Annotated in this window: 16 protein-coding genes and 1 pseudogene; 11 read left to right on the forward strand and 6 right to left on the reverse strand. The window is 54.1% G+C overall.

Annotated elements, in window-relative coordinates; translation table 11 throughout:
- Positions 1 to 10 precede the first annotated feature (10 nt).
- Positions 11 to 1,339, reverse strand: coding sequence for a 30S ribosomal protein S12 methylthiotransferase RimO (gene rimO, locus NG99_RS19630; protein WP_034896643.1), 1,329 nt, complete (start codon positions 1,337 to 1,339; stop codon positions 11 to 13).
- A gap of 519 nt (positions 1,340 to 1,858) precedes the next feature.
- Here rimO and NG99_RS19635 point away from each other — a divergent pair.
- The 3 genes and pseudogenes from NG99_RS19635 (at position 1,859) to NG99_RS19645 (ending at position 3,168) form a co-directional block, all read left to right on the forward strand.
- Positions 1,859 to 2,305, forward strand: a pseudogene (locus NG99_RS19635) (STM2901 family protein).
- 7 nt (positions 2,306 to 2,312) lie between these two features.
- A complete protein-coding gene (locus NG99_RS19640) occupies positions 2,313 to 2,669 on the forward strand; it encodes a DUF1493 family protein (RefSeq protein ID WP_034896645.1) in 357 nt (118 codons plus the stop codon).
- A gap of 13 nt (positions 2,670 to 2,682) precedes the next feature.
- Positions 2,683 to 3,168 carry an Hcp family type VI secretion system effector gene (locus NG99_RS19645; RefSeq protein ID WP_034896647.1) on the forward strand — a complete coding sequence of 162 codons (486 nt, stop codon included), beginning with the start codon at positions 2,683 to 2,685 and terminating at the stop codon, positions 3,166 to 3,168.
- Between the two features lie 190 nt (positions 3,169 to 3,358).
- Here the strand turns inward: NG99_RS19645 and NG99_RS19650 are convergent, their stop codons facing one another.
- On the reverse strand, positions 3,359 to 4,528 hold the full coding sequence (locus NG99_RS19650) for an ROK family protein (protein ID WP_034896649.1): 1,170 nt from the start codon (positions 4,526 to 4,528) through the stop codon (positions 3,359 to 3,361).
- Positions 4,529 to 4,706: 178 nt separating this feature from the next.
- Between NG99_RS19650 and NG99_RS19655 the strand changes: the two genes are divergently transcribed.
- From NG99_RS19655 to NG99_RS19680, 6 genes are all read left to right on the forward strand, one after another.
- Positions 4,707 to 5,597 carry an MBL fold metallo-hydrolase gene (locus NG99_RS19655; protein ID WP_034896650.1) on the forward strand — a complete coding sequence of 297 codons (891 nt, stop codon included), beginning with the start codon at positions 4,707 to 4,709 and terminating at the stop codon, positions 5,595 to 5,597.
- 56 nt (positions 5,598 to 5,653) lie between these two features.
- Complete coding sequence (locus tag NG99_RS19660) at positions 5,654 to 6,970, forward strand: MFS transporter (protein WP_072017624.1); 1,317 nt, start codon at positions 5,654 to 5,656, stop codon at positions 6,968 to 6,970.
- Between the two features lie 11 nt (positions 6,971 to 6,981).
- Positions 6,982 to 8,628, forward strand: coding sequence for a GMC family oxidoreductase (locus tag NG99_RS19665; RefSeq protein ID WP_034896653.1), 1,647 nt, complete (start codon positions 6,982 to 6,984; stop codon positions 8,626 to 8,628).
- Positions 8,625 to 9,707, forward strand: coding sequence for a M24 family metallopeptidase (locus tag NG99_RS19670; protein WP_034896655.1), 1,083 nt, complete (start codon positions 8,625 to 8,627; stop codon positions 9,705 to 9,707). Before NG99_RS19665 ends, NG99_RS19670 begins: the two co-directional genes overlap by 4 nt.
- 16 nt (positions 9,708 to 9,723) lie before the next feature.
- Positions 9,724 to 10,503, forward strand: coding sequence for an SDR family oxidoreductase (locus NG99_RS19675; protein ID WP_034896656.1), 780 nt, complete (start codon positions 9,724 to 9,726; stop codon positions 10,501 to 10,503).
- A 124-nt stretch (positions 10,504 to 10,627) separates the two neighbouring features.
- A complete protein-coding gene (locus NG99_RS19680) occupies positions 10,628 to 11,743 on the forward strand; it encodes a PQQ-dependent sugar dehydrogenase (RefSeq protein WP_034896658.1) in 1,116 nt (371 codons plus the stop codon).
- Positions 11,744 to 11,816: 73 nt separating this feature from the next.
- Here NG99_RS19680 and NG99_RS19685 read toward each other — a convergent pair whose 3' ends face one another.
- Positions 11,817 to 12,473 carry an HAD family hydrolase gene (locus tag NG99_RS19685; RefSeq protein WP_034896661.1) on the reverse strand — a complete coding sequence of 219 codons (657 nt, stop codon included), beginning with the start codon at positions 12,471 to 12,473 and terminating at the stop codon, positions 11,817 to 11,819.
- A gap of 273 nt (positions 12,474 to 12,746) precedes the next feature.
- Here NG99_RS19685 and NG99_RS19690 point away from each other — a divergent pair, with 273 nt between their 5' ends.
- On the forward strand, positions 12,747 to 13,949 hold the full coding sequence (locus tag NG99_RS19690; protein WP_072017625.1) for a serine hydrolase: 1,203 nt from the start codon (positions 12,747 to 12,749) through the stop codon (positions 13,947 to 13,949).
- 54 nt (positions 13,950 to 14,003) lie between these two features.
- Here NG99_RS19690 and NG99_RS19695 read toward each other — a convergent pair whose 3' ends face one another.
- The 3 genes from NG99_RS19695 to NG99_RS19705 form a co-directional block, all read right to left on the reverse strand.
- A complete protein-coding gene (locus NG99_RS19695) occupies positions 14,004 to 15,287 on the reverse strand; it encodes an HAAAP family serine/threonine permease (protein WP_034896663.1) in 1,284 nt (427 codons plus the stop codon).
- 502 nt (positions 15,288 to 15,789) lie between these two features.
- Complete coding sequence (ybjG, locus tag NG99_RS19700) at positions 15,790 to 16,395, reverse strand: undecaprenyl-diphosphate phosphatase (RefSeq protein WP_034896664.1); 606 nt, start codon at positions 16,393 to 16,395, stop codon at positions 15,790 to 15,792.
- A gap of 6 nt (positions 16,396 to 16,401) precedes the next feature.
- Positions 16,402 to 17,136, reverse strand: a complete 735-nt coding sequence (locus tag NG99_RS19705; protein WP_034896666.1) for a phosphatase PAP2 family protein — start codon at positions 17,134 to 17,136, stop codon at positions 16,402 to 16,404.
- A 619-nt stretch (positions 17,137 to 17,755) separates the two neighbouring features.
- Here NG99_RS19705 and ybjM point away from each other — a divergent pair.
- Positions 17,756 to 18,115: an inner membrane protein YbjM gene (gene ybjM, locus NG99_RS19710; RefSeq protein ID WP_034896701.1), complete on the forward strand. Its 360-nt coding sequence runs from the start codon at positions 17,756 to 17,758 to the stop codon at positions 18,113 to 18,115.
- Positions 18,116 to 18,224 lie beyond the last annotated feature (109 nt).

Here is an 18,224-nt window from a genome sequence, read left to right on the forward strand (position 1 = left end):
CGCAACGGGCTTAAATCTTCGAAGCCCAGAGATCGTATTCGTCGGCGTTATCCACCATCACGCGAACGACATCGCCCGGCTTCAGGGACTTTTCGCCGTTCAGGTAGACCGCGCCGTCGATTTCAGGCGCATCCGCCATGCTGCGGCCAATAGCCCCTTCTTCATCCACTTCGTCGATAATCACCAGAATTTCACGGCCTACTTTCTCCTGCAAACGTTCGGCAGAAATCGCCTGCTGTAGCTGCATAAAGCGTTCATAGCGCTCTTCCTTCACCGATTCCGGCACCTGCTCCGGCAGCTGATTAGCGGTAGCGCCTTCGACCGGGCTGTATTTGAAGCAGCCTACGCGATCCAGCCGCGCTTCCTTCAGGAAGTCGAGCAGCATCTGGAAGTCCTGTTCCGTTTCGCCAGGGAAGCCGACGATAAAGGTCGATCGCAGCGTCAGGTCCGGGCAGATTTCGCGCCAGCGCTTGATACGCTCCAGCGTGCGTTCCACCGCGCCAGGGCGCTTCATCAGCTTCAGAATGCGCGGGCTGGCGTGCTGAAGAGGGATATCCAGATAGGGCAGGATTTTACCTTCCGCCATCAGCGGAATGACGTCGTCCACATGTGGGTAAGGGTAGACGTAGTGCAGGCGAACCCACACGCCCAGCTTCGCGAGCTGCTCGCACAGGCTGACCATACTGGTTTTCACCGGCGACCCGTTCCAGAACCCGGTACGATGCTTAACGTCCACACCATAGGCCGAGGTATCCTGAGAGATCACCAGCAGCTCTTTTACGCCGGATTCAACCAGGCGTCTGGCTTCGTCCAGCACAGAACCAATTGGGCGGCTGTCGAGGTCGCCGCGCATTGAGGGGATGATGCAGAAGGTGCAGCGATGGTTGCAGCCTTCCGAAATCTTCAGATACGCATAGTGGCGCGGCGTCAGCTTCACCCCCTGTTCCGGCACCAGGCTAAGAAACGGATTATGCTGAGGCTTCGGCACGTAGTGGTGAACGTGCGACAGTACCTGCTCGTAGCTGTGTGGTCCGGTAATCTCCAGCACCTTTGGATGCACTTCCCGGATCTGGTTCTCTTTCGCGCCCAGACAGCCGGTCACGATCACCTTACCGTTTTCATTCAGTGCTTCACCGATCGCTTCCAGCGATTCTTGTACCGCGCTGTCGATAAATCCGCAGGTGTTGACGATCACGATTTCGGCATCGTCATAACGCGGTACGACTTCATACCCTTCGGTCCGCAGCTCGGTGAGGATCCGCTCGGAGTCGACCAGGTTTTTAGGGCAGCCGAGCGAAACAAATCCGACCCGGGGCGCCATTGTTGTGTTTTGCGACATTACTCATTTCCTGTTCTGCACAGCATTTTTCGCGGGATTTTACCCATCTCCTCGCAAAATTTATACAGCAATATGAAGAGTAGGGAGATTCTCAGGAAAAATGAGGGGCCTGGCGTAAATGTCGGCTGGACATATCGACCCGCAATGCCTGCAGCTACTGGATAAGGCTAGTGCTAACAGCCAGAATGAAAACGATATTGCTTACAATATTGAGGTAAATAGATATAAAAATTTCACTTTCGGTGTGAGTGGCTAAAAAATTCAAACTTTAAGTTAACAAAAAAGGTTTTGAAAGGCTATTTAAAAACTATACCAATAGTTTCATTAAGCAGTACTGCAAATGATTAAGCGAGATTCGATCAATTATTTCTAATGATGATGCTTTGGCAACATATACCGAAAGCTGATAACTTATTTCTATCATCGTTTATTTTTTTATTTTTATCTCTATCTTTTTCTTGATTCATACCTACCAGTTATAGTATTACAGGAATATCAACAGGAGGTGCAAGGTAACGTATGGATACGGTAGAAGAACTAAACGGAACGTACTTCTATGATGGAACATCAAATCTGAGTGCAGGTGAATTGTTCTTCTGGATAATGATTGATGAAACGTTGGATCATTTTGGTATCACAGATATCGCGGCCGTGACAGGAATTTATTTGGGATAAAACAGCGTTACTGTAGCGGGGAAGCTGGCTGGAGCGACCGCCGGTACCTCGGTCGCATCTGTCTATTCAAGAAGATTGTTTCGAAGCCGAATGATGCCAGTAAGGCTACCGACATGGATTGGTTTTCCTCCTAATGCTAAAAGGATTATGACTCAGAGATTAGGAACATTTGTAGGAAGGACTATACCATTAGTTGGTTGGGTAATTTTAGCCGTTGACGTGTCAACCATTACTTTTAAAGCAGTAAAAAAATATAATACTATTGCACATCCATCCGACCGTCTGTGGTAGGTACTTAATGAGCTATTCATGCAACATTGAACAACAAGTCATAAATTGGTATCAAGAATGCTGGAACAAACCCATTTTTCCCTTATTTAAACGTCCAGTATTGACACTGGATACCAGCCTTTCTACAGGTAAATATCCGTGGGCTAACGAAGATGCGGTGGAAATTCTTGAACAGTTTTTTGACACTTTTGAAGTGGATAGAAGGGAGTTCTCGTTCGCTAAGTACTGGCCTAATGAAGAGACATTTATACCAATTAACTCCCTGCGTTCTAAACAAAACAAGTGGAGGTGGGTGGAACCCGAACCACTAACCCTAAAAATGCTTGTGGAATCAGCTAAAGCTGGCCATTGGCTTTATGATTAAAAGGAGTTTTTCTATGGCTATTCCCTCTCACCTGTGGCTGAAAGATGATGGTGGAGCACTTATTAAAGGTTCATCTGACGCCAGATACCGTGAAGGAAGTATAGAAGTTATTGGTTTTGGGCACGGTTTACATATTCCAACAGATAACAATACAGGGAAGATTACAGGAACAAGAATTCATACGCCCATGATAATCGAAAAAGAGTTTGATAGTTCAACACCATACCTATACAAAGCAGTAGCAACAGGCCAATCACTTCAAAGTGCTGAAATTAAATGGTACAAAATTAATGATGCAGGTCAGGAGGTGGAATACTTTAATATGTTTCTTGAAAATGTGAAAGTAGTCGCTGTTACTCCTGTCATGTATAACACAAAAACAGTGGAAAAATGTAACCATATGGAGCGACTAGAGCTACGCTATGAGAAAATAACATGGAACTATGTAGACGGTAATATTCAGTACACAGATGCATGGAATGAACGAACTACCGCTTGATATCGAGAGGGGGGCCTCATATCTTGCGTGTATTCATTTGAGCGGTCTTTCCCATTTCAATATCGTTCATGCTTTTCTCAGATTCCAAAATAGCTAGTGATATAAGTGACTGTGCAGTCTATAGCTGTAAATGACATGTTCTCAATTATTCTCAGAGTCGACCCGACACCTGCCAGCAGTTTTTTCAGGATCAGGCACTCCCTTCGCCTTCAACATACAAATAGCCGATCCCAAGGATCTGGCTGGCGCGATCGAGCTGACCAAACTGAATGTGGGTTGCTTTGATTTTCGGGCTGTCCTGCTGGTCAAACGGGTTGAAGGCAATCTGCTGCACCAGCGTTTTACGCCAGGATTCGCCAAAGGCACAGCTGCGGCCGTAAAGCCAAATCTGATTAATATTCAGAATATTAAGGAAATTATACAGACTCATACCGATTGCTTTTGCCGACTGTTCCACCCAGTCCTGAATCCAGGGTTCCCCCGCATGCCACTCACGCAGAAGCTGCGCAGTGCCGGGCGTGGCGTGATTTTGCGTATGCAACCGCGCCTGCTGCTTGAGCGCGGAAAGAGACGCCACCGTTTCCAGACAGCCATGGCGGCCACAGCTGCACGGCGCACCGTTAGGGTCGAGGATGGTGTGGCCTATTTGCCCGCTACCGTACAGGCTTCCGCGATAAATTAGCCCGTTAATGACGAAGGAAGAACCGATGCCGTAATCGACATTAATCACGCAGAAGTCAGCCTGATGGCCGCTGTTCAGCCACTTCTCCGCCAGCGCCAGCATCACGCAGTCATTATCCACCCGCACCTGGACACCCAGCCGCTCTTCCAGCAGATACTTTAACTCAACCGGCTTCTTCCATGCCGCCTGCGGCATATGCTGCGAAACGCCCGTCACCGGGTCAACCTGCCCATGTACGGCCAGCGCCAGATTGATGGTGCGATCGGGCCAGCGCCTGCGCTGCTGCTGCCACAGCGCTTCAATCTCATCCAGCAACTGTTCGGGTCTGGCAATAGCGATCGCCCGATGCTGATACTCCCCCTGAGGTATCAGCCTGGCATCGGCAATCAGGCACTCAATGCGGGTTGGCGTAATGTTCATGCACAGCGTCCAGTCACCCGACTCCGGGAGCTGAAAACTGCCGCTATTTTGTCCACGATTGCTCAGATTCTGGCTGGAATGCCACAGCCGCCCCTCGTCCACCAGCTCCTGCAAGATTTTCCCGGCTGCGGGCGTCGACAGGCCGGTAAGCCGCGCCATCTGCGATTTACTCAGACGCTTATGTCGCCACATCTGACGCATAAATAGCTGTTTATTGAGATGACGTATCTGCTGATTATTCAGTCCGCTGCTAAGCATCTGCCCGTTTCTCCTCATGCGGTTATGCAGCATGCCCATACTGGCAAGGTCGGGCAAGTCATTCACTGAGTTTACTAAACACTGTTAACTATGTTCTGTGACCCGCTCTTCAACCACCGCTGAGACTTTCCGCCAGAATTCAGCCTGACCATCGACAACCGTATGAGGAAAATCACCGATGCGCTTCACTCTTCGCCCCCGGCAACAGCTGGCTGACGAACTGTCTTTTACCCAGGTCCCGGAAAATGCGCTGGCCGTCTGGAGTCTGGGGCAGTCCGGGATGGTGCTGAAAAACGCGGCGGGCGATCTGCTGGCTATCGATCCTTATTTAAGCGATGCCATTGAACGAAATAATCCGGGGACCGAATTCGTTCGCCTGTTTCCGCCGGTCTTGCCGCCTGAGGCGCTGAAAGTCTGCGATGCGGTGCTGATCAGCCATTTTCACGATGACCACATGGACAGGGCCACGCTGGAGCCGCTGGCTGCTGCTGCGCCCACCATGCCGTTCTGGATACCTTCGCCAGATGCCACAACGCTGAGGCAAGACAATCCTCACTTACGCGACAACGTCAGGGCGGCCATTACCGGGGAAGCTTTCCAGATTGGCGCGTTTCAGGTGCTGCCCATTGCCGCCGCCCACAGCGAGTATGAAAAAAACGCCGAAGGACACGATCGTTTTCTCGGCTACTTCATCACCTGTGGCGAGATCCGCTTCTGGCACAGCGGCGACACGCTGGTCACCGCAGAATTGCAGGCAGAGATGCAACAGCTTGCGCCCGACATCGCCGTTTTACCGATTAACGGCGGTGATTATGCGCGAGGCGCTCGTGGGATCCTGCCCAATATGAGTTTTCGTGATGCCGCAGACTTAAATCACCAGCTTGGCTGCGATCTGCTGCTGCCCTGTCACTACGACCTGTTCAGCTGTAACCGCGACAACCCCGCCTGGTTCGTGGATTACATCATGAAGCGTTATCCCGGCGATAAATTTCACCTGATGATGCCGGGAGAGCGGCTGCTTTATCTGAAGGAGAGAGACCACCAGGAAAGCCTCCGGCACGCTCGCTGAGCCGCCGGAAAAGACCAACCCTAACGCACGACTATAACGACCGAAGGGAAAAACCTGTGACCAACCCATCCTCTGCTCACCCAATACTGAACCGGCTTGGCATTCCGCCCGGCCTTGCAATGGGCTATATCGCGGTGCTGATCTTTATGATCGGCGACGGCGTAGAGTCCAACTATCTGGCTCCCTATCTGGAACAGAACGGTTTCTCGCTGGATATCGCAGCCACGGTGATCGCCTTCTACGGCATTACCGTAACGCTCGGTTCCTGGCTGGCCGGTTCTCTTTCCACCCTCTATGGGCCGCGCCGCGTGATGCTGCTGGGCGCGGCTATCTGGATTATCTTTGAGATCCTGTTCCTCAGCTTCGCCTTACCGAATAAGAGCGTGGTCCTGACCGCGCTGACCTACGGCCTGCGCGGCGTAGCTTATCCAATGTTTGCCTATGCCTTTCTGGTATGGATTCAGGCCGCGGCGCCGGCAGAGATGCGCGGTTCAGCCACCGGCTGGTTCTGGCTGGCGTTTACCGGTGGGCTACCCACGCTGGGTTCGCTGGTTGCCATCTTCTCTATCAAGGTCATTGGCGAATATGCCACCTTCTGGCTGTCGCTATGCCTGGTAGCTCTTGGCGCGCTGCTGATGCTGGTGGCGGTGAAAGAGCGAACCGGGCGTGCGCCGCTGTTGGACCCCGCGCACCGCAGCCAGAGCAAGCTGCAAACGCTGATGGGCGGTATTGATATCCTCTGGCGTCGCCCGCGCATTGCCGCAGCGGCGGTGGTGCGTATCATCAACACCACTCCCTATTTTGGCTTTTTTATCTTTTTACCGGGGTTCTTCACCAAAATCGGCTTCAGTCAGACCGAATATCTGACGCTGATCACCATCATGGGCCTGGTCGGCATGAGCTTTAACCCGGTGATCGGCAAGCTGAGCGATCGGATTGGCTGGCGTCGCGTGCTGACCTTCTTCGGCGGCATCGGTTCGGCTATCTCGATGCTGCTGATGTACTTCGTCCCGCAGTGGAGTCACGGCAACTTTTTCCTCAGCGTGGTGTTCGCCTGCCTTTATGGCATTACGCTGTGCGGTTATGTTCCTGCCGCCGCACTGTTTTCCTCGCTGTGCGATAAGAAGGACAAAGGGAACTCGATGGCGATTTACTGTTTTGCGGCGGGGCTGTCTACCTTCTTCGGCCCGGCACTGTACGGCATTCTGAATGCGCTGTTTGGCACCGCCGGCGTTATCTGGGTTTACGCCTCGCTGTATATCGTCAGCGCACTGATCTCCTGGTTCTTCCTGCTCAGCCCACTCGATCCCGGTGAGCAAAACAACCCGGCAGCGGCACGAGTACGCATACTGGATTCAGCGGTCTCTGATTAAAGGAATATTCGATGAGCAACTATGACTACATCATTGTCGGCGGCGGCAGCTCTGGCTGCATCGTCGCCGCCAGACTGGTGCGTGAGCAGGGCGCTCGCGTCCTGCTGCTGGAGGCGGGCAGCGGGCGCTACGACCCGGTGCTGAAAATGCCGGCTGGCTATATGAAATTCCTCGCCAGCGATGCTTACCTGACGATGCATCAGACCGAGCCGCAGCCGCAGCTGGACGGCAGGGGAGTGATTGTGCCGCAGGCAAAAGTGCTGGGCGGCGGCTCTACCGTCAACGCCATGGTTTATATGCGGGGCCATGAGCAGGACTATGCTGACTGGAACAGCGCTATCGACGGTAGCGGTATTGACTGGTCATTTTCTTCGCTGCTGCCGCATTTTATGGCGATTGAGGATAACGACCACCTCGGCGCTCCCTTCCATGGCGTAGGCGGGCCGATGAAGGTCTCCCACCTCGGCCATTTCAGTCCGCTCAGTCGGGCTTACGTTAAGGCAATGCAGGGGCTGGGCATTCCCTACACGCCGGACTTCAATAACGGCAATCCCTTTGGCGTCGGCTTTATGCAACACACCATTGACTGGACAACGCGCAAGCGTTGCAGCGTAGTGGACGCTTTTATCACCCCGCTGCAAAACGACCCGAATCTGACCATTGAAACGCATGCCAGCGTCAGCGAAGTCCTGTTTGCAGGGGATAAAGCCGTTGGCGTGGCGTACCGACGCCAGGGCAAAGAAAAGCGGGCAGAGGCCAGCCGTGAGGTGATCCTGGCGGCGGGCGCTTACCAGACGCCGAAGCTGCTGATGCTGTCCGGCATCGGTCCGGAAGCGGAACTGGCGCGGCACGAGATTGCACTGCGCCATGCGCTGCCCGGCGTAGGCCGGAACCTTCAGGACCATTATGAAGTTCCGGTTGTTGCTACCACTAACGGTGCGTTTGGCTACTACGGGCAGGACAAAGGCTGGCCGCTGATCAAAGCCGGGTTGCAGTATCTGCTGTTTAAATCCGGACCGGTCACCACTACCGGCGTCGAAACCTGCGCCTTCTTCAACCCAACCGACTTCCGGGCCACGCCAACCATTCAGATGTTTTGCGTGCCAACTATCTATCTGGATCGTGACGTGCTGGGCGCCGATCCTGATCATGGCGTTACGGTCAACTCCCTGCTGCTGCGCCCGAAGGCTACCGGCAGCGTGACGCTGCGTAACCGCGACCCCGTCGCGCCGCCACAGGTCGATACGCAAATATTTGGTCATCCTGATGACCTGGCTACCACCCTGGGCGGCCTCCGCTTCGCGCGAAAAGTGATTGCCGCAGAACCCCTGCGCGGCATGGTGGCCAAAGAGATCTTCCCCGGCCCGGATATTTCCTCAGAGGAAGACATCGCCGCCCATTGCCGGAGAATGGTGAAAACGGGCTATCACCCGGTAGGAACTTGCCGCATGGGCAGGGATGACGATCCTCTGGCGGTGCTGCATCCAGATTTGCGCGTGCGTGGCGTGCAAAACCTGCGGGTAGTGGATGCTTCAATGATGCCTAACATTATCAGCGGCAACACTAATGCCATTGTGATGGCCGTTGCGCATCGCGCGGCCGATTTGATTATGGGTAACGAACGCCTGCAATCTGAACAGCAGGAGGCGGTGGCATGACGGATAAACTTCAACGCCTGCGGCAAGCCCTGACGGAGCAACAGCTCGAGGGGCTACTGCTTACCCGCCGCGATAACATCGCCTGGCTGACCGAGGGAGCCTCCTTTTACGTGGTCGACCGGGCTGAAACTGGCGTTGCCAGCCTGCTGATCGCCGCAGATGCCGTAACGCTAATCGCGCCGGAGAATGAACTGCCGCGAATTCTGGCAGAGGAATCGCTCCCTTTTGGCGTCATCACGCTGAGCTACCCCTGGTATCGTTCACTGGCGGACGTGCTGGCTGACTTGTCACCGGGCCGGCTGGGAAGCGATATGCCGGTTGTCAACGCGCGTGACGTGCAGGCGGAGCTGGTACAGTTGCGTATCGGGCTGAATCCTGCCGAACGTGAACGTTTCGCGCAATTAGGCAAAGAGGTGGCACAGGTTGTTGAAACGGTGGCGCGTCGCGTGCGGTCGGGAATGACCGAGCAGGCGGTAGAAGCCGACATTTATGCCGCCTGCCTGCCGCTGGCTATTCGTCCCGTGTGCACGCTGATAGCCGCCGATCGGCGCATCAGCCAGTTTAAACATCCCGTGCCTGGGCCGACGCAGCTTCAGCGGCAAATGCTGATAACCCTCGGGGCTGAGCGGGAGGGGCTGAATATCAGTATCACCAGGATGGTACACGTTGGTGAACCTTCGGCCGCGAGCCGCCAGCATTTAATCACGCTGGCTGAAATCCATGCAGATATCCTCGCCGCATCAGAACCGGGCCGCCGCTGGCAGGATATTTTCCGCGCTATCAAGGCCAGCTACGCCCGTCACGGCTTTCCCGATGCCTGGCAGGCGCATCATCAGGGCGGCCCCGCTGGCTATGGCTGTCGGGATTTTATTATCACTGAAGAAACGCCGGGTAACCTGAGTGAAAACCAGGCCCTCGCGTGGAACCCGACGCTTCCGGGCGTGAAAAGTGAAGAGACGGTGCTACTCACGGCGACAGGCCAGCAGCGCCTGACCGATAGCGGCGCGTGGCCGACTATTACCGTCACTCGCGGTGAAAACGTCTGGCACTTCGCCGACTGGCTGGTCATCAAGCCTTAACGGACAGGAAAAAGTTATGTCAGAACGACTGAAAGGAAAAACGGCTATCGTCACCGGCGCGGCCAGCGGTATCGGCAGCGCGATTGCCGAATTATTTGCTCAGGAAGGGGCACAGCTGGCGCTGCTGGATTTGAATTCCGCTGCCTGTGAATCGCTGGCGGCGCGCCTGCAGCGGGAAACGGAGCGGCAGTGTATTGCGCTTCGGGTCGACGTGACCGACGCGGCAAGGATTAATGCCTGCGTGCAGGAAATCGAAGCCGGCCTGGGCGCAGCTGATATTCTGATCAACTGCGCGGGGATTAATGTCTTCCGCGATCCGCTCAGCCTGAGCGAAGAAGACTGGCAGCGCTGCCTGTCGGTTAATTTACGCGGCCCGCTGAACGGGATACGCGCAGTGCTACCGGCTATGCTGGCTCGGCAGTACGGCAATATTGTCAATATTGCCTCGGTGCACGGCCATAAAATCATTCCCGGCACCTTTCCCTACCCGGTAGCCAAGCACGGGCTGATTGGTCTGACCCGTTCACTGGGAGTGGAATATGCCAGTCAGGGCATCCGCATCAATAGCGTTTCGCCGGGGCTGATTCTGACGCCTTCGGCCGAAGAGTGGCTTGAAAGCTGCCCGGACCCTGAGGCCGAACGCCAGCGCCAGCGCGATCTTCTGCCCTGTAAGCGCATCGGTGAGCCGAAAGAGGTGGCCTACACCGCGTTATTTCTGGCCTCGGATGAAGCGCGCTTTATTAACGCCACGGATATCGTGATGGACGGCGGCCGCAGCCAGATCTATCACGACTGAGCGGATAAGCTGCGTCGGGCTGGTCAAGCTAAGTCTTCAGCCCGACGCAATGTTTTGTAAAAACCGTCCCATCATTACCCTCCTTCGCTAGATTTAACGGACATAGCCATTCAGGAGAGAAGGTATGTCTCGTTTATTTTCCGTTACCTTGCTGACCAGCGTCATCGTGCTGGCGCCGCCGGTCTTTGCCGAAAGAATCAGCGTGGAACAGTTGCAGCAGGGGCTGGACCATCCCTGGGCCGTGGCCTTTCTGCCCGATCATCAGGGACTGCTGTTGACCGAGCGCTCTGGGCAACTGCGCCACTGGCAGCAGGGCAAAGGCCTGTCTCAACCGATTTCTGGCGTACCGCAAGTATGGGCGCAGCGGCAGGGCGGCCTGCTGGATGTGGTGCTGGCGCCAGACTTCAGCCAGAACCGCCACGTCTATCTGACCTGGACAGAAGCCGACCATGCTGGTCGGGCAGGGGCGATGGTGGGGTACGGTACGCTCAGCAAAGATTTAACCCAGCTGACGGACTTCAGGACGATCCTCAGCCAGCAGCCGAAGCTCTCCAGCGGCGCTAACCTCGGCTCAAGGTTGGCTTTCGACCGGGCTGGCTATCTCTATGTCTCCTTTGGCGATAACTTTCAGGCTGGGTCGGCCCAGGATCTGGGGGCGCTGACCGGTAAAATTATCCGCCTGAATGCTGACGGCACTGTTCCTCAAGACAACCCGTTCTTAGGCCGGAAGGGAGCAAGAGCCGAGATCTGGAGCTATGGTATGCGCAACCCGCAGGGGCTTGCCTGGAACCCGTGGCGTCAGGAAATCTGGGAAAGCGAACATGGTCCCCGCGGCGGGGATGAGGTCAATATCCCTCGTAAAGGTCAGAACTACGGCTGGCCGCTGGCGACCTGGGGAATTGATTACAGCGGGGAGAAAGTGCCGGGCTCAAAAGGCGGTAAGGTTGCCGGCACCGTTCAACCTGTATTTTGGTGGAAGGTCTCACCGGCCCTGAGCGGGATGGCATTTTATAACAGTGACCGTTTCCCGCAGTGGAAAAACTCGCTGTTTATTGGCGCACTAAAGGGGGAAAGCCTGATCCGTCTGACCGTCGACGGCGAACGCGTCGAGGAAAAAGAGCGGCTGCTCAAGGATCGGGGCGAGCGAATTCGTGACGTGCGCGTCGGGCCGGACGGGTATTTATACGTCCTGACCGATGCGTCTGACGGCAGGCTGCTTAAAGTTGGCGTGGAAAAATAGCGGGAAATGAGTGACGGGTTATCGCAAAATCTGGAACGTCAGTCGCCTGACGTGCCAGATTTTGCAGAAAAGATTATTTAACCCAGCGGCAAACTTCCCAGCCACGCTGCTGCGCAAGGTGATGCAGCGATTCATCAGGATTGATCACATGAGCATGATCCGCATGTTCAAGCATCGCGAGGTCGTTGATTGAGTCGCTGTAGGCCCAGGTTTTAGCAAAATTGCTGTCGTGCTGGATCGCCAGCCAGTCATTCAGCCTGGTGACCTTGCCCTCTTTATAGGTCATGGTGCCGTAAGTCAGTCCGCTGTAGCGGTCATCAACTATTTCCACGCCGATGGCCAACGCGCCATCTGCCCCCAACTGCTCGGCAATTGGCACCACCAGATGCTCGCCGCTGGCGGACACGATCATCACCGTATCGCCCCGCTGCTGATGCCAGCTCATTCGCTCGCGGGCTGAAGGGTAAACGCGCGGCAAAATATCGCGCTGGATAAAGCGTCGCACCCAGCCTGATACGGTGAGTGTGCCCATTCCCGCCAGCGGTGAAAGGGTAGTGTTCATGTACTCTTCCATCGACAGCGATCCCTGATAATACTGGGCCATCAGCGCCCGCTCCTGGTCAATCAGCGCGGCCGGGGCATAGCCCTGGGAAACCAGCCAGCGCAGCCACAGGCCGGTACTGTCTTCGCAAATCAGCGTCTCATCCAGGTCGAACAGAGCTAAATCCATCGTTGTCACTCCTCAGGCAAACTTTATTCAGGTTAGCGGAGTTTTGTGACCGACTTAACTGATTTTCAAAAAATCGGAATTACACCTGGTTGTGCCGACGCAAATGAATAAAAAAAGCACGGAAGTAGCGCATATCCCAGATTTATCTAATAAACTCTGAATAACTTTACCGTAAAGCTGTTCTTTTTAAGGCCAGAAACCGTTAGCGTAGGAGCGTTTCCGCCCGTTGCGCTACAAAATATTTATCTTTCAAATGGATACTTGGGTCTCGCCATGAAGAAATCGTTCCTCCCTTCCGCCGCGTTTACGCTGACCGCTATCTTCTCTTTTCTGCCGATCGCCTTCTCTGTCCGGGCCGAAGAGGCGCCTGCACCGCCTCAGATTGAAGCCAAAGCCTGGATTTTAATGGATTACAACAGTGGCAAAGTGCTGACGGAATCCCACGCTGACGACCGGCTCGACCCCGCCAGCCTGACAAAAATGATGGCCAGCTATGTGATTGGGCAGGCGATTAAAGCAGGCAAAATCACCAACGACGATATGGTGACCGTCGGCAAAGATGCCTGGGCTACCGGCAATCCGATTCTTCAGGGCTCATCGCTAATGTTCCTCAAGCCGGGCGATCGCATTCCGGTTTCCGAGCTGAATAAAGGTATTATTATCCAGTCCGGTAATGATGCCAGTATTGCCCTGGCGGATTATGTCGCTGGCAGCCAGGACTCTTTTGTCAGCCTGATGAACAACTATGTGCAAGCGCTGGGATTGAAAAATACCCATTTTAAAACCGTGCACGGGCTGGATTCCGACGGGCAGTACAGCACGGCCAGAGATATGGCGTTAATCGGCCAGGCGCTGATCCGTGATGTCCCGCAGGAGTACGCCCTGCATAAAGAAAAAGAGTTCACCTTTAACCGTATTCGTCAGCATAATCGCAACCGCCTGCTGTGGAGCACCAATCTCCAGGTCGACGGCATCAAAACGGGGCATACCGAGGGGGCCGGGAACAATCTGGTGGCTTCGGCGGTTGATGGCGATCAGCGTCTGATCTCGGTGGTGCTGGGAGCGTCCACGGATGCGATTCGCTTCCGCGAGAGCGAGAAATTGCTCACCTGGGGCTTCCGCTTTTACGAAACCGTGACGCCGATAAAAGCGGATAAGCCATTTTCCACGCAGCGCGTGTGGTTCGGTGATAAGAAAGAGGTCAATCTTGGCGTTGCCAGCGATGCCTCCGTCACCCTGCCGAAGGGGCAGATGAAGAACCTCAAGGCCAGCTTCACGCTGTCGCAGCCTCAGCTTACCGCGCCGCTGAAGAAGAATCAGGTGGTGGGTAATATCGATTTCCAGCTGGACGGCAAAACGATTGAACAGCGCCCGCTGGTGGTGATGGAAGAGGTGAAAGAAGGGGGATTCTTTGGCCGCATCTGGGACTTTGTGATGATGAAAATGACCGGTTGGTTTGGTAAATGGTTTGCCTGACGAGCTGAGTGGCGAAGAGGGGAGAGCGAAAGCTCTCCCCTTTTTTATTGTCGATCAGACCAAATCGTAGGCGATGGCCGAAATGGCGATCAGCCCGACCAGCACGACGAAGATATTACTGATCTTACCGCTGTACTGACGCATCGCCGGGACTTTGTTGATGGCGTACATCGGCATCAGGAACAGCAGCACGGCGATCACCGGGCCGCCCAGCGTTTCAATCATCCCCAGAATACTTGGATTCAGTGTCGACACCAGCCAGGTGGTTAGCAGCATAAATACCGCGGTGATGCGGTTCAGCCTGGACTCCGGCAGCTTTTTACCCGCTCCGCTCAGTGATTTCACGATCAGCCCGTTAAAGCCCTCGCGCGCGCCAAGGTAATGGCCCAGGAAAGATTTGGTGATCGCCACCATGGCGATAATTGGGGCCAGCCAGGCCATCAGCGGCGTATCAAAATGGTTGGCCAGATAGGAGAGGATCGAAATGTTCTGCGCCTTTGCCTCTGCCAGATTCTCCGGCGACAGGCTCAGCACGCAGCTGAACACAAAGAACATCACCGTAATCACCATCATCAGATGGCTTCGGGCCAGAATGCGCGAACACTTCTTCTCTGCGCCGTCACCATATTCCTGACGTTTGGCTACCGCGAACGCAGAGATGATAGGCGAATGGTTGAAGGAGAATACCATTACCGGGATGGCCAGCCACAGCGTCATCCACAGGCCGCCGCCGCTGCCTTCAAGGCTGACATGCTGAAAAACCGAGCTGTTCCAGTGAGGAATCAAAAACAGCGCCAGCGCCATCAGCACCAGTACAAACGGATAGACCAGCACGCTCATGGTTTTGACGATAGCTTCTTTACCGAAGCGCACGATGGTCATCAGGCCGACAATCAGCACCAGCGCCAGCAACGCCCTGGGCGGAGCCTGGAGATGAAGCTGGTGGGTCATAAAGCTCTCAACCGTATTGGTGATCGCTACGCTGTAGACCAGCAGAATGGGGTAGATGGCAAAGAAATAAAGCAGGGTCAGCAGCTTGCCAGCGCCTTTGCCGAAATGCTCCTCAACCACGCTGGTAATATCTTCACCGGCCTCGCGCCCTGACAGAACAAAGCGGCATAGCCCGCGATGAGCGAAAAAGGTCATCGGGAAGGCGAGCAGCGCCATGACCAGCAGCGGGATAAGGCCGCCAATTCCGGCATTGATCGGCAGGAACAGCACGCCTGCGCCAATCGCCGTACCGTATAAACCCAGCATCCACATCGTGTCGCTTTTTCGCCAGCCGCTGGCGTCTTCCACCCCGTTCAGCGGCAGGGAAGCCGTTTTGGATGAATCCATCATGATCTCCAGTATAAAAACAGTAAAGTAAAGTGCGCCGCCGCGGTAAAACGGGAGGTCAGGAGGCGAAATTTAATTTAGGGCTCTGCCTGAAAGGCGGACACTTTACCATTTGAAAATGAAGAAGGAAGGGGAAATAATGAATTTCAGGCGATCTGAATCACAATGTTGAAAATGATTTTAGAGCGATATGCTGTGGTTAAATTTAAGGGTAGTGAAATTGGCTGGCTGGTGGTGAGATATCTGGTTTTTAAAACTGACATAGTGGAAGGGTGTCTGTTTAAATAGTGTTCCTGAACCGGTTTTTTAATCATCACCTTATGATTAAATATTTATGTTTCATTGGGTTAAGAATTTTATGTTCGCAAGAACCCTATTATTATTTACCGTTGCGCAACACTCTGGCTAACTACATTCATCATGTAGCGGTGTTGCGCAACAAAAACGGCGGGTTAATTGTCCATTATTTCACCGCGTAAAAGAGAGACTACTGTCTCCGTCGCTAATTACGTACCCAGCCTTTTCTGATTGGAAAAGCGAATACTATCCGATAAAGCGTCGAGATATTTTGTAATAAGCGACGGCCGCAGAAATGCCAGGCCACCTGGGCAAACAGGCAGGAGAGGGCGCCCACCAGCAAGCCGCCGATCATATCCATCGGCCAGTGAACCCCAAGGTAGATGCGGGACCAGGCAATGGCTAAACCGATGCTTATCAGTATTGCGCCGGACCAGCGGCGATGCCAGAACAGAAAGGCAAGGGCAAAGGTAAAGATAGCGGTACCGTGATCGCTAGGGTACGAATCATCCGGCGCATGTGGCAGAAACTGATGGCCTAGTCCGACGACAAACGGTCGCGCGTGAGGAAACAAATTTCCCACGCACCAGGAGATGGTCATCGCATAGGCGAGCGCGATGCCGGTCTTTATCACCAGCTTGCGCTGCGAACCGACCTGGCGCTCTGGTCCCCACAGCCACATAGCGACAACCAGCAGCGGCACAATGGCGATCAGGTCACGGGCGAAGAAGGTCGCCAGTGAGATCAGCCAGTCTGGCGAGGTTGGGGTAGCGTTGATCCACAGAAACAGCGCCCGGTTAAGTTCTTCCATTGTTCTTCATGCCCTCATCTTATAAACCAGGTGCGAGACGCACCAGAAAGTCAAACATTGGCTTAGCCATACCCACCAGCCAGCCCACAAATTATGCGAAAGGAAATGGGCTCCCCGCATTAGCTGGCCGTATCCCATCACCATGCCCAGCGTGATACCCAACGCGAAACACCACCATGCCAGCGCCGGGCGGCGGGGCCAGAACCAGAAAAACAGAGCCATGACGCCAAACCCGCTTGACGCGTGGCCGCCCGGGAAACAGCCTCCGGGTCCACTATTTGCCGGTACGGACGAGAACAGCGGCCAGGAGACCGCCTTGCCGCCAAACTCAATCAGATCCCACGGGCAAGAGTGCGCGCTGGTGGCTTTCAACATTCCGACCACCAGCGGCCCGACGCCAATAAGCAACGTGACCAGCACCAGCAGGGCATTACGCTTAACCACGCCTGCCAGCAGCGCGATAACCGCGCCGACGATGACCAGATCCTTCAGCAGACGGTGGTTGATCAGGTCCAGCCAGCGGTTATCCTTCCATGGGAATTGCTGCGTAACCGGATCAAACCAGACCCTGCTGAGGGCAATATCCCAGCTCTCGTTGCGGGACAGCCAGCTGAACAGCAGCCCGGTCATCACCAGCAAGATCAGCTGGATAAGATAAAAGCGCAGAGGGAGAAGATAAATAGTCTCGCTCCTAATTGGGCGCCCGGTTGTGCTTTTGTTAAGATTTGATGGCAATATCATGGTATTCAGATGAATAAGAAATCAGATTGCCATGGTGCTGAAAAGGGATTAAGGAAACATTAAGAACAAAAGGGAAATGAGGGATGTGCAGGCCAGAAAGAAAAAAACCCGCTAATCATCAGATTAACGGGCTCCACAATTTAGGGATTTCAAAGAAAAGCAGTGGCACTAATTATGACTGCATCAGGATTTAAAAGTTCTGAACTGGCTGGAAATAAATTTTTTTTTAGATCGGTTTTGCTCAGAACAAGCGCAAAAGCAGGGGATTGAGCAATTAAGAAAATTCTCAGAAAAACCGGAGCTTACCTTTTAAGGGCTACGAGTTATATACACCTTGTCAATTCAATTTAACAAATCCGCGACGTTTTTACTGCCTGACTTAACGTCTTGTTTACCAGTAACCTGTTGAAGTAAATCGTAATTTATTCTATATTAACCTCGCTGTCGGCAGCGCAGCGGCAATATTCAGGCGTTACTGCGAATTACAGCCCCGGGCCTGTGACCTTCACGATGTCGTTTCATTCTTTCAACCTGTAATAGCCGTGAACCTTGTTACGGTACGTTTTACTCTTTATCCGAGAATAGATAGCCGGGAGAAGTTCCTATGGTATTTAAGGGGATGTCCTGGACAGGCATCACTTGCTGTTTTGTGCTTTACTGCCTGGTGTTTGTGGCGGTGCGTTATGAAATAAATGTCGACAGCCTGATGCAGGGGAAGCCGCGGCTGGGACTGCTGATGTTTGCGATACCTGGCGCGGTGGCCGCGCTGACCTCTAAAGAAGCCCCGCTAACGGTCGCACTGAGCGGTGCGCTGCTGGCTACGCCATTTGTATTAGGGGGGCTCCATTTATCAACGACCGTGAACGGCGCGTTATTACAGGATCTGGCTTTTATCACCAGCGCTATTTTCTGGTGCGGGTCCGGCGCGCTGGTGGTGATGCTGTCCCGCACTTTGCTGGGGCATGAAAATCGGCCCTGAGGGGAAGTGAGGAAAAGAGTCAGCAAAGGGTAGGCGAGTTGTTACCGCGCAGCTGAGTTTGGCCGGTTATGCCAGCCTGTGTTTTGCAGGTGACTAGTCCTGATATAGG

It is taken from the genome of Erwinia typographi, assembly GCF_000773975.1.
In the GTDB taxonomy this organism is placed as follows: domain Bacteria; phylum Pseudomonadota; class Gammaproteobacteria; order Enterobacterales; family Enterobacteriaceae; genus Erwinia; species Erwinia typographi.

Excerpts from the sequence above, each read along its gene's own strand:
- rimO (WP_034896643.1), bottom strand. The coding sequence starts at position 1,339 with ATGTCGCAAAACACAACAATGGCGCCCCGGGTCGGATTTGTTTCGCTC.
- NG99_RS19640 (WP_034896645.1), top strand. The coding sequence starts at position 2,313 with ATGAGCTATTCATGCAACATTGAACAACAAGTCATAAATTGGTATCAA.
- NG99_RS19645 (WP_034896647.1), top strand. The coding sequence starts at position 2,683 with ATGGCTATTCCCTCTCACCTGTGGCTGAAAGATGATGGTGGAGCACTT.
- NG99_RS19650 (WP_034896649.1), bottom strand. The coding sequence starts at position 4,528 with ATGCTTAGCAGCGGACTGAATAATCAGCAGATACGTCATCTCAATAAA.
- NG99_RS19655 (WP_034896650.1), top strand. The coding sequence starts at position 4,707 with ATGCGCTTCACTCTTCGCCCCCGGCAACAGCTGGCTGACGAACTGTCT.
- NG99_RS19665 (WP_034896653.1), top strand. The coding sequence starts at position 6,982 with ATGAGCAACTATGACTACATCATTGTCGGCGGCGGCAGCTCTGGCTGC.
- NG99_RS19670 (WP_034896655.1), top strand. The coding sequence starts at position 8,625 with ATGACGGATAAACTTCAACGCCTGCGGCAAGCCCTGACGGAGCAACAG.
- NG99_RS19675 (WP_034896656.1), top strand. The coding sequence starts at position 9,724 with ATGTCAGAACGACTGAAAGGAAAAACGGCTATCGTCACCGGCGCGGCC.
- NG99_RS19680 (WP_034896658.1), top strand. The coding sequence starts at position 10,628 with ATGTCTCGTTTATTTTCCGTTACCTTGCTGACCAGCGTCATCGTGCTG.
- NG99_RS19685 (WP_034896661.1), bottom strand. The coding sequence starts at position 12,473 with ATGGATTTAGCTCTGTTCGACCTGGATGAGACGCTGATTTGCGAAGAC.
- NG99_RS19690 (WP_072017625.1), top strand. The coding sequence starts at position 12,747 with ATGAAGAAATCGTTCCTCCCTTCCGCCGCGTTTACGCTGACCGCTATC.
- NG99_RS19695 (WP_034896663.1), bottom strand. The coding sequence starts at position 15,287 with ATGGATTCATCCAAAACGGCTTCCCTGCCGCTGAACGGGGTGGAAGAC.
- ybjG (WP_034896664.1), bottom strand. The coding sequence starts at position 16,395 with ATGGAAGAACTTAACCGGGCGCTGTTTCTGTGGATCAACGCTACCCCA.
- NG99_RS19705 (WP_034896666.1), bottom strand. The coding sequence starts at position 17,136 with ATGATATTGCCATCAAATCTTAACAAAAGCACAACCGGGCGCCCAATT.
- ybjM (WP_034896701.1), top strand. The coding sequence starts at position 17,756 with ATGTCCTGGACAGGCATCACTTGCTGTTTTGTGCTTTACTGCCTGGTG.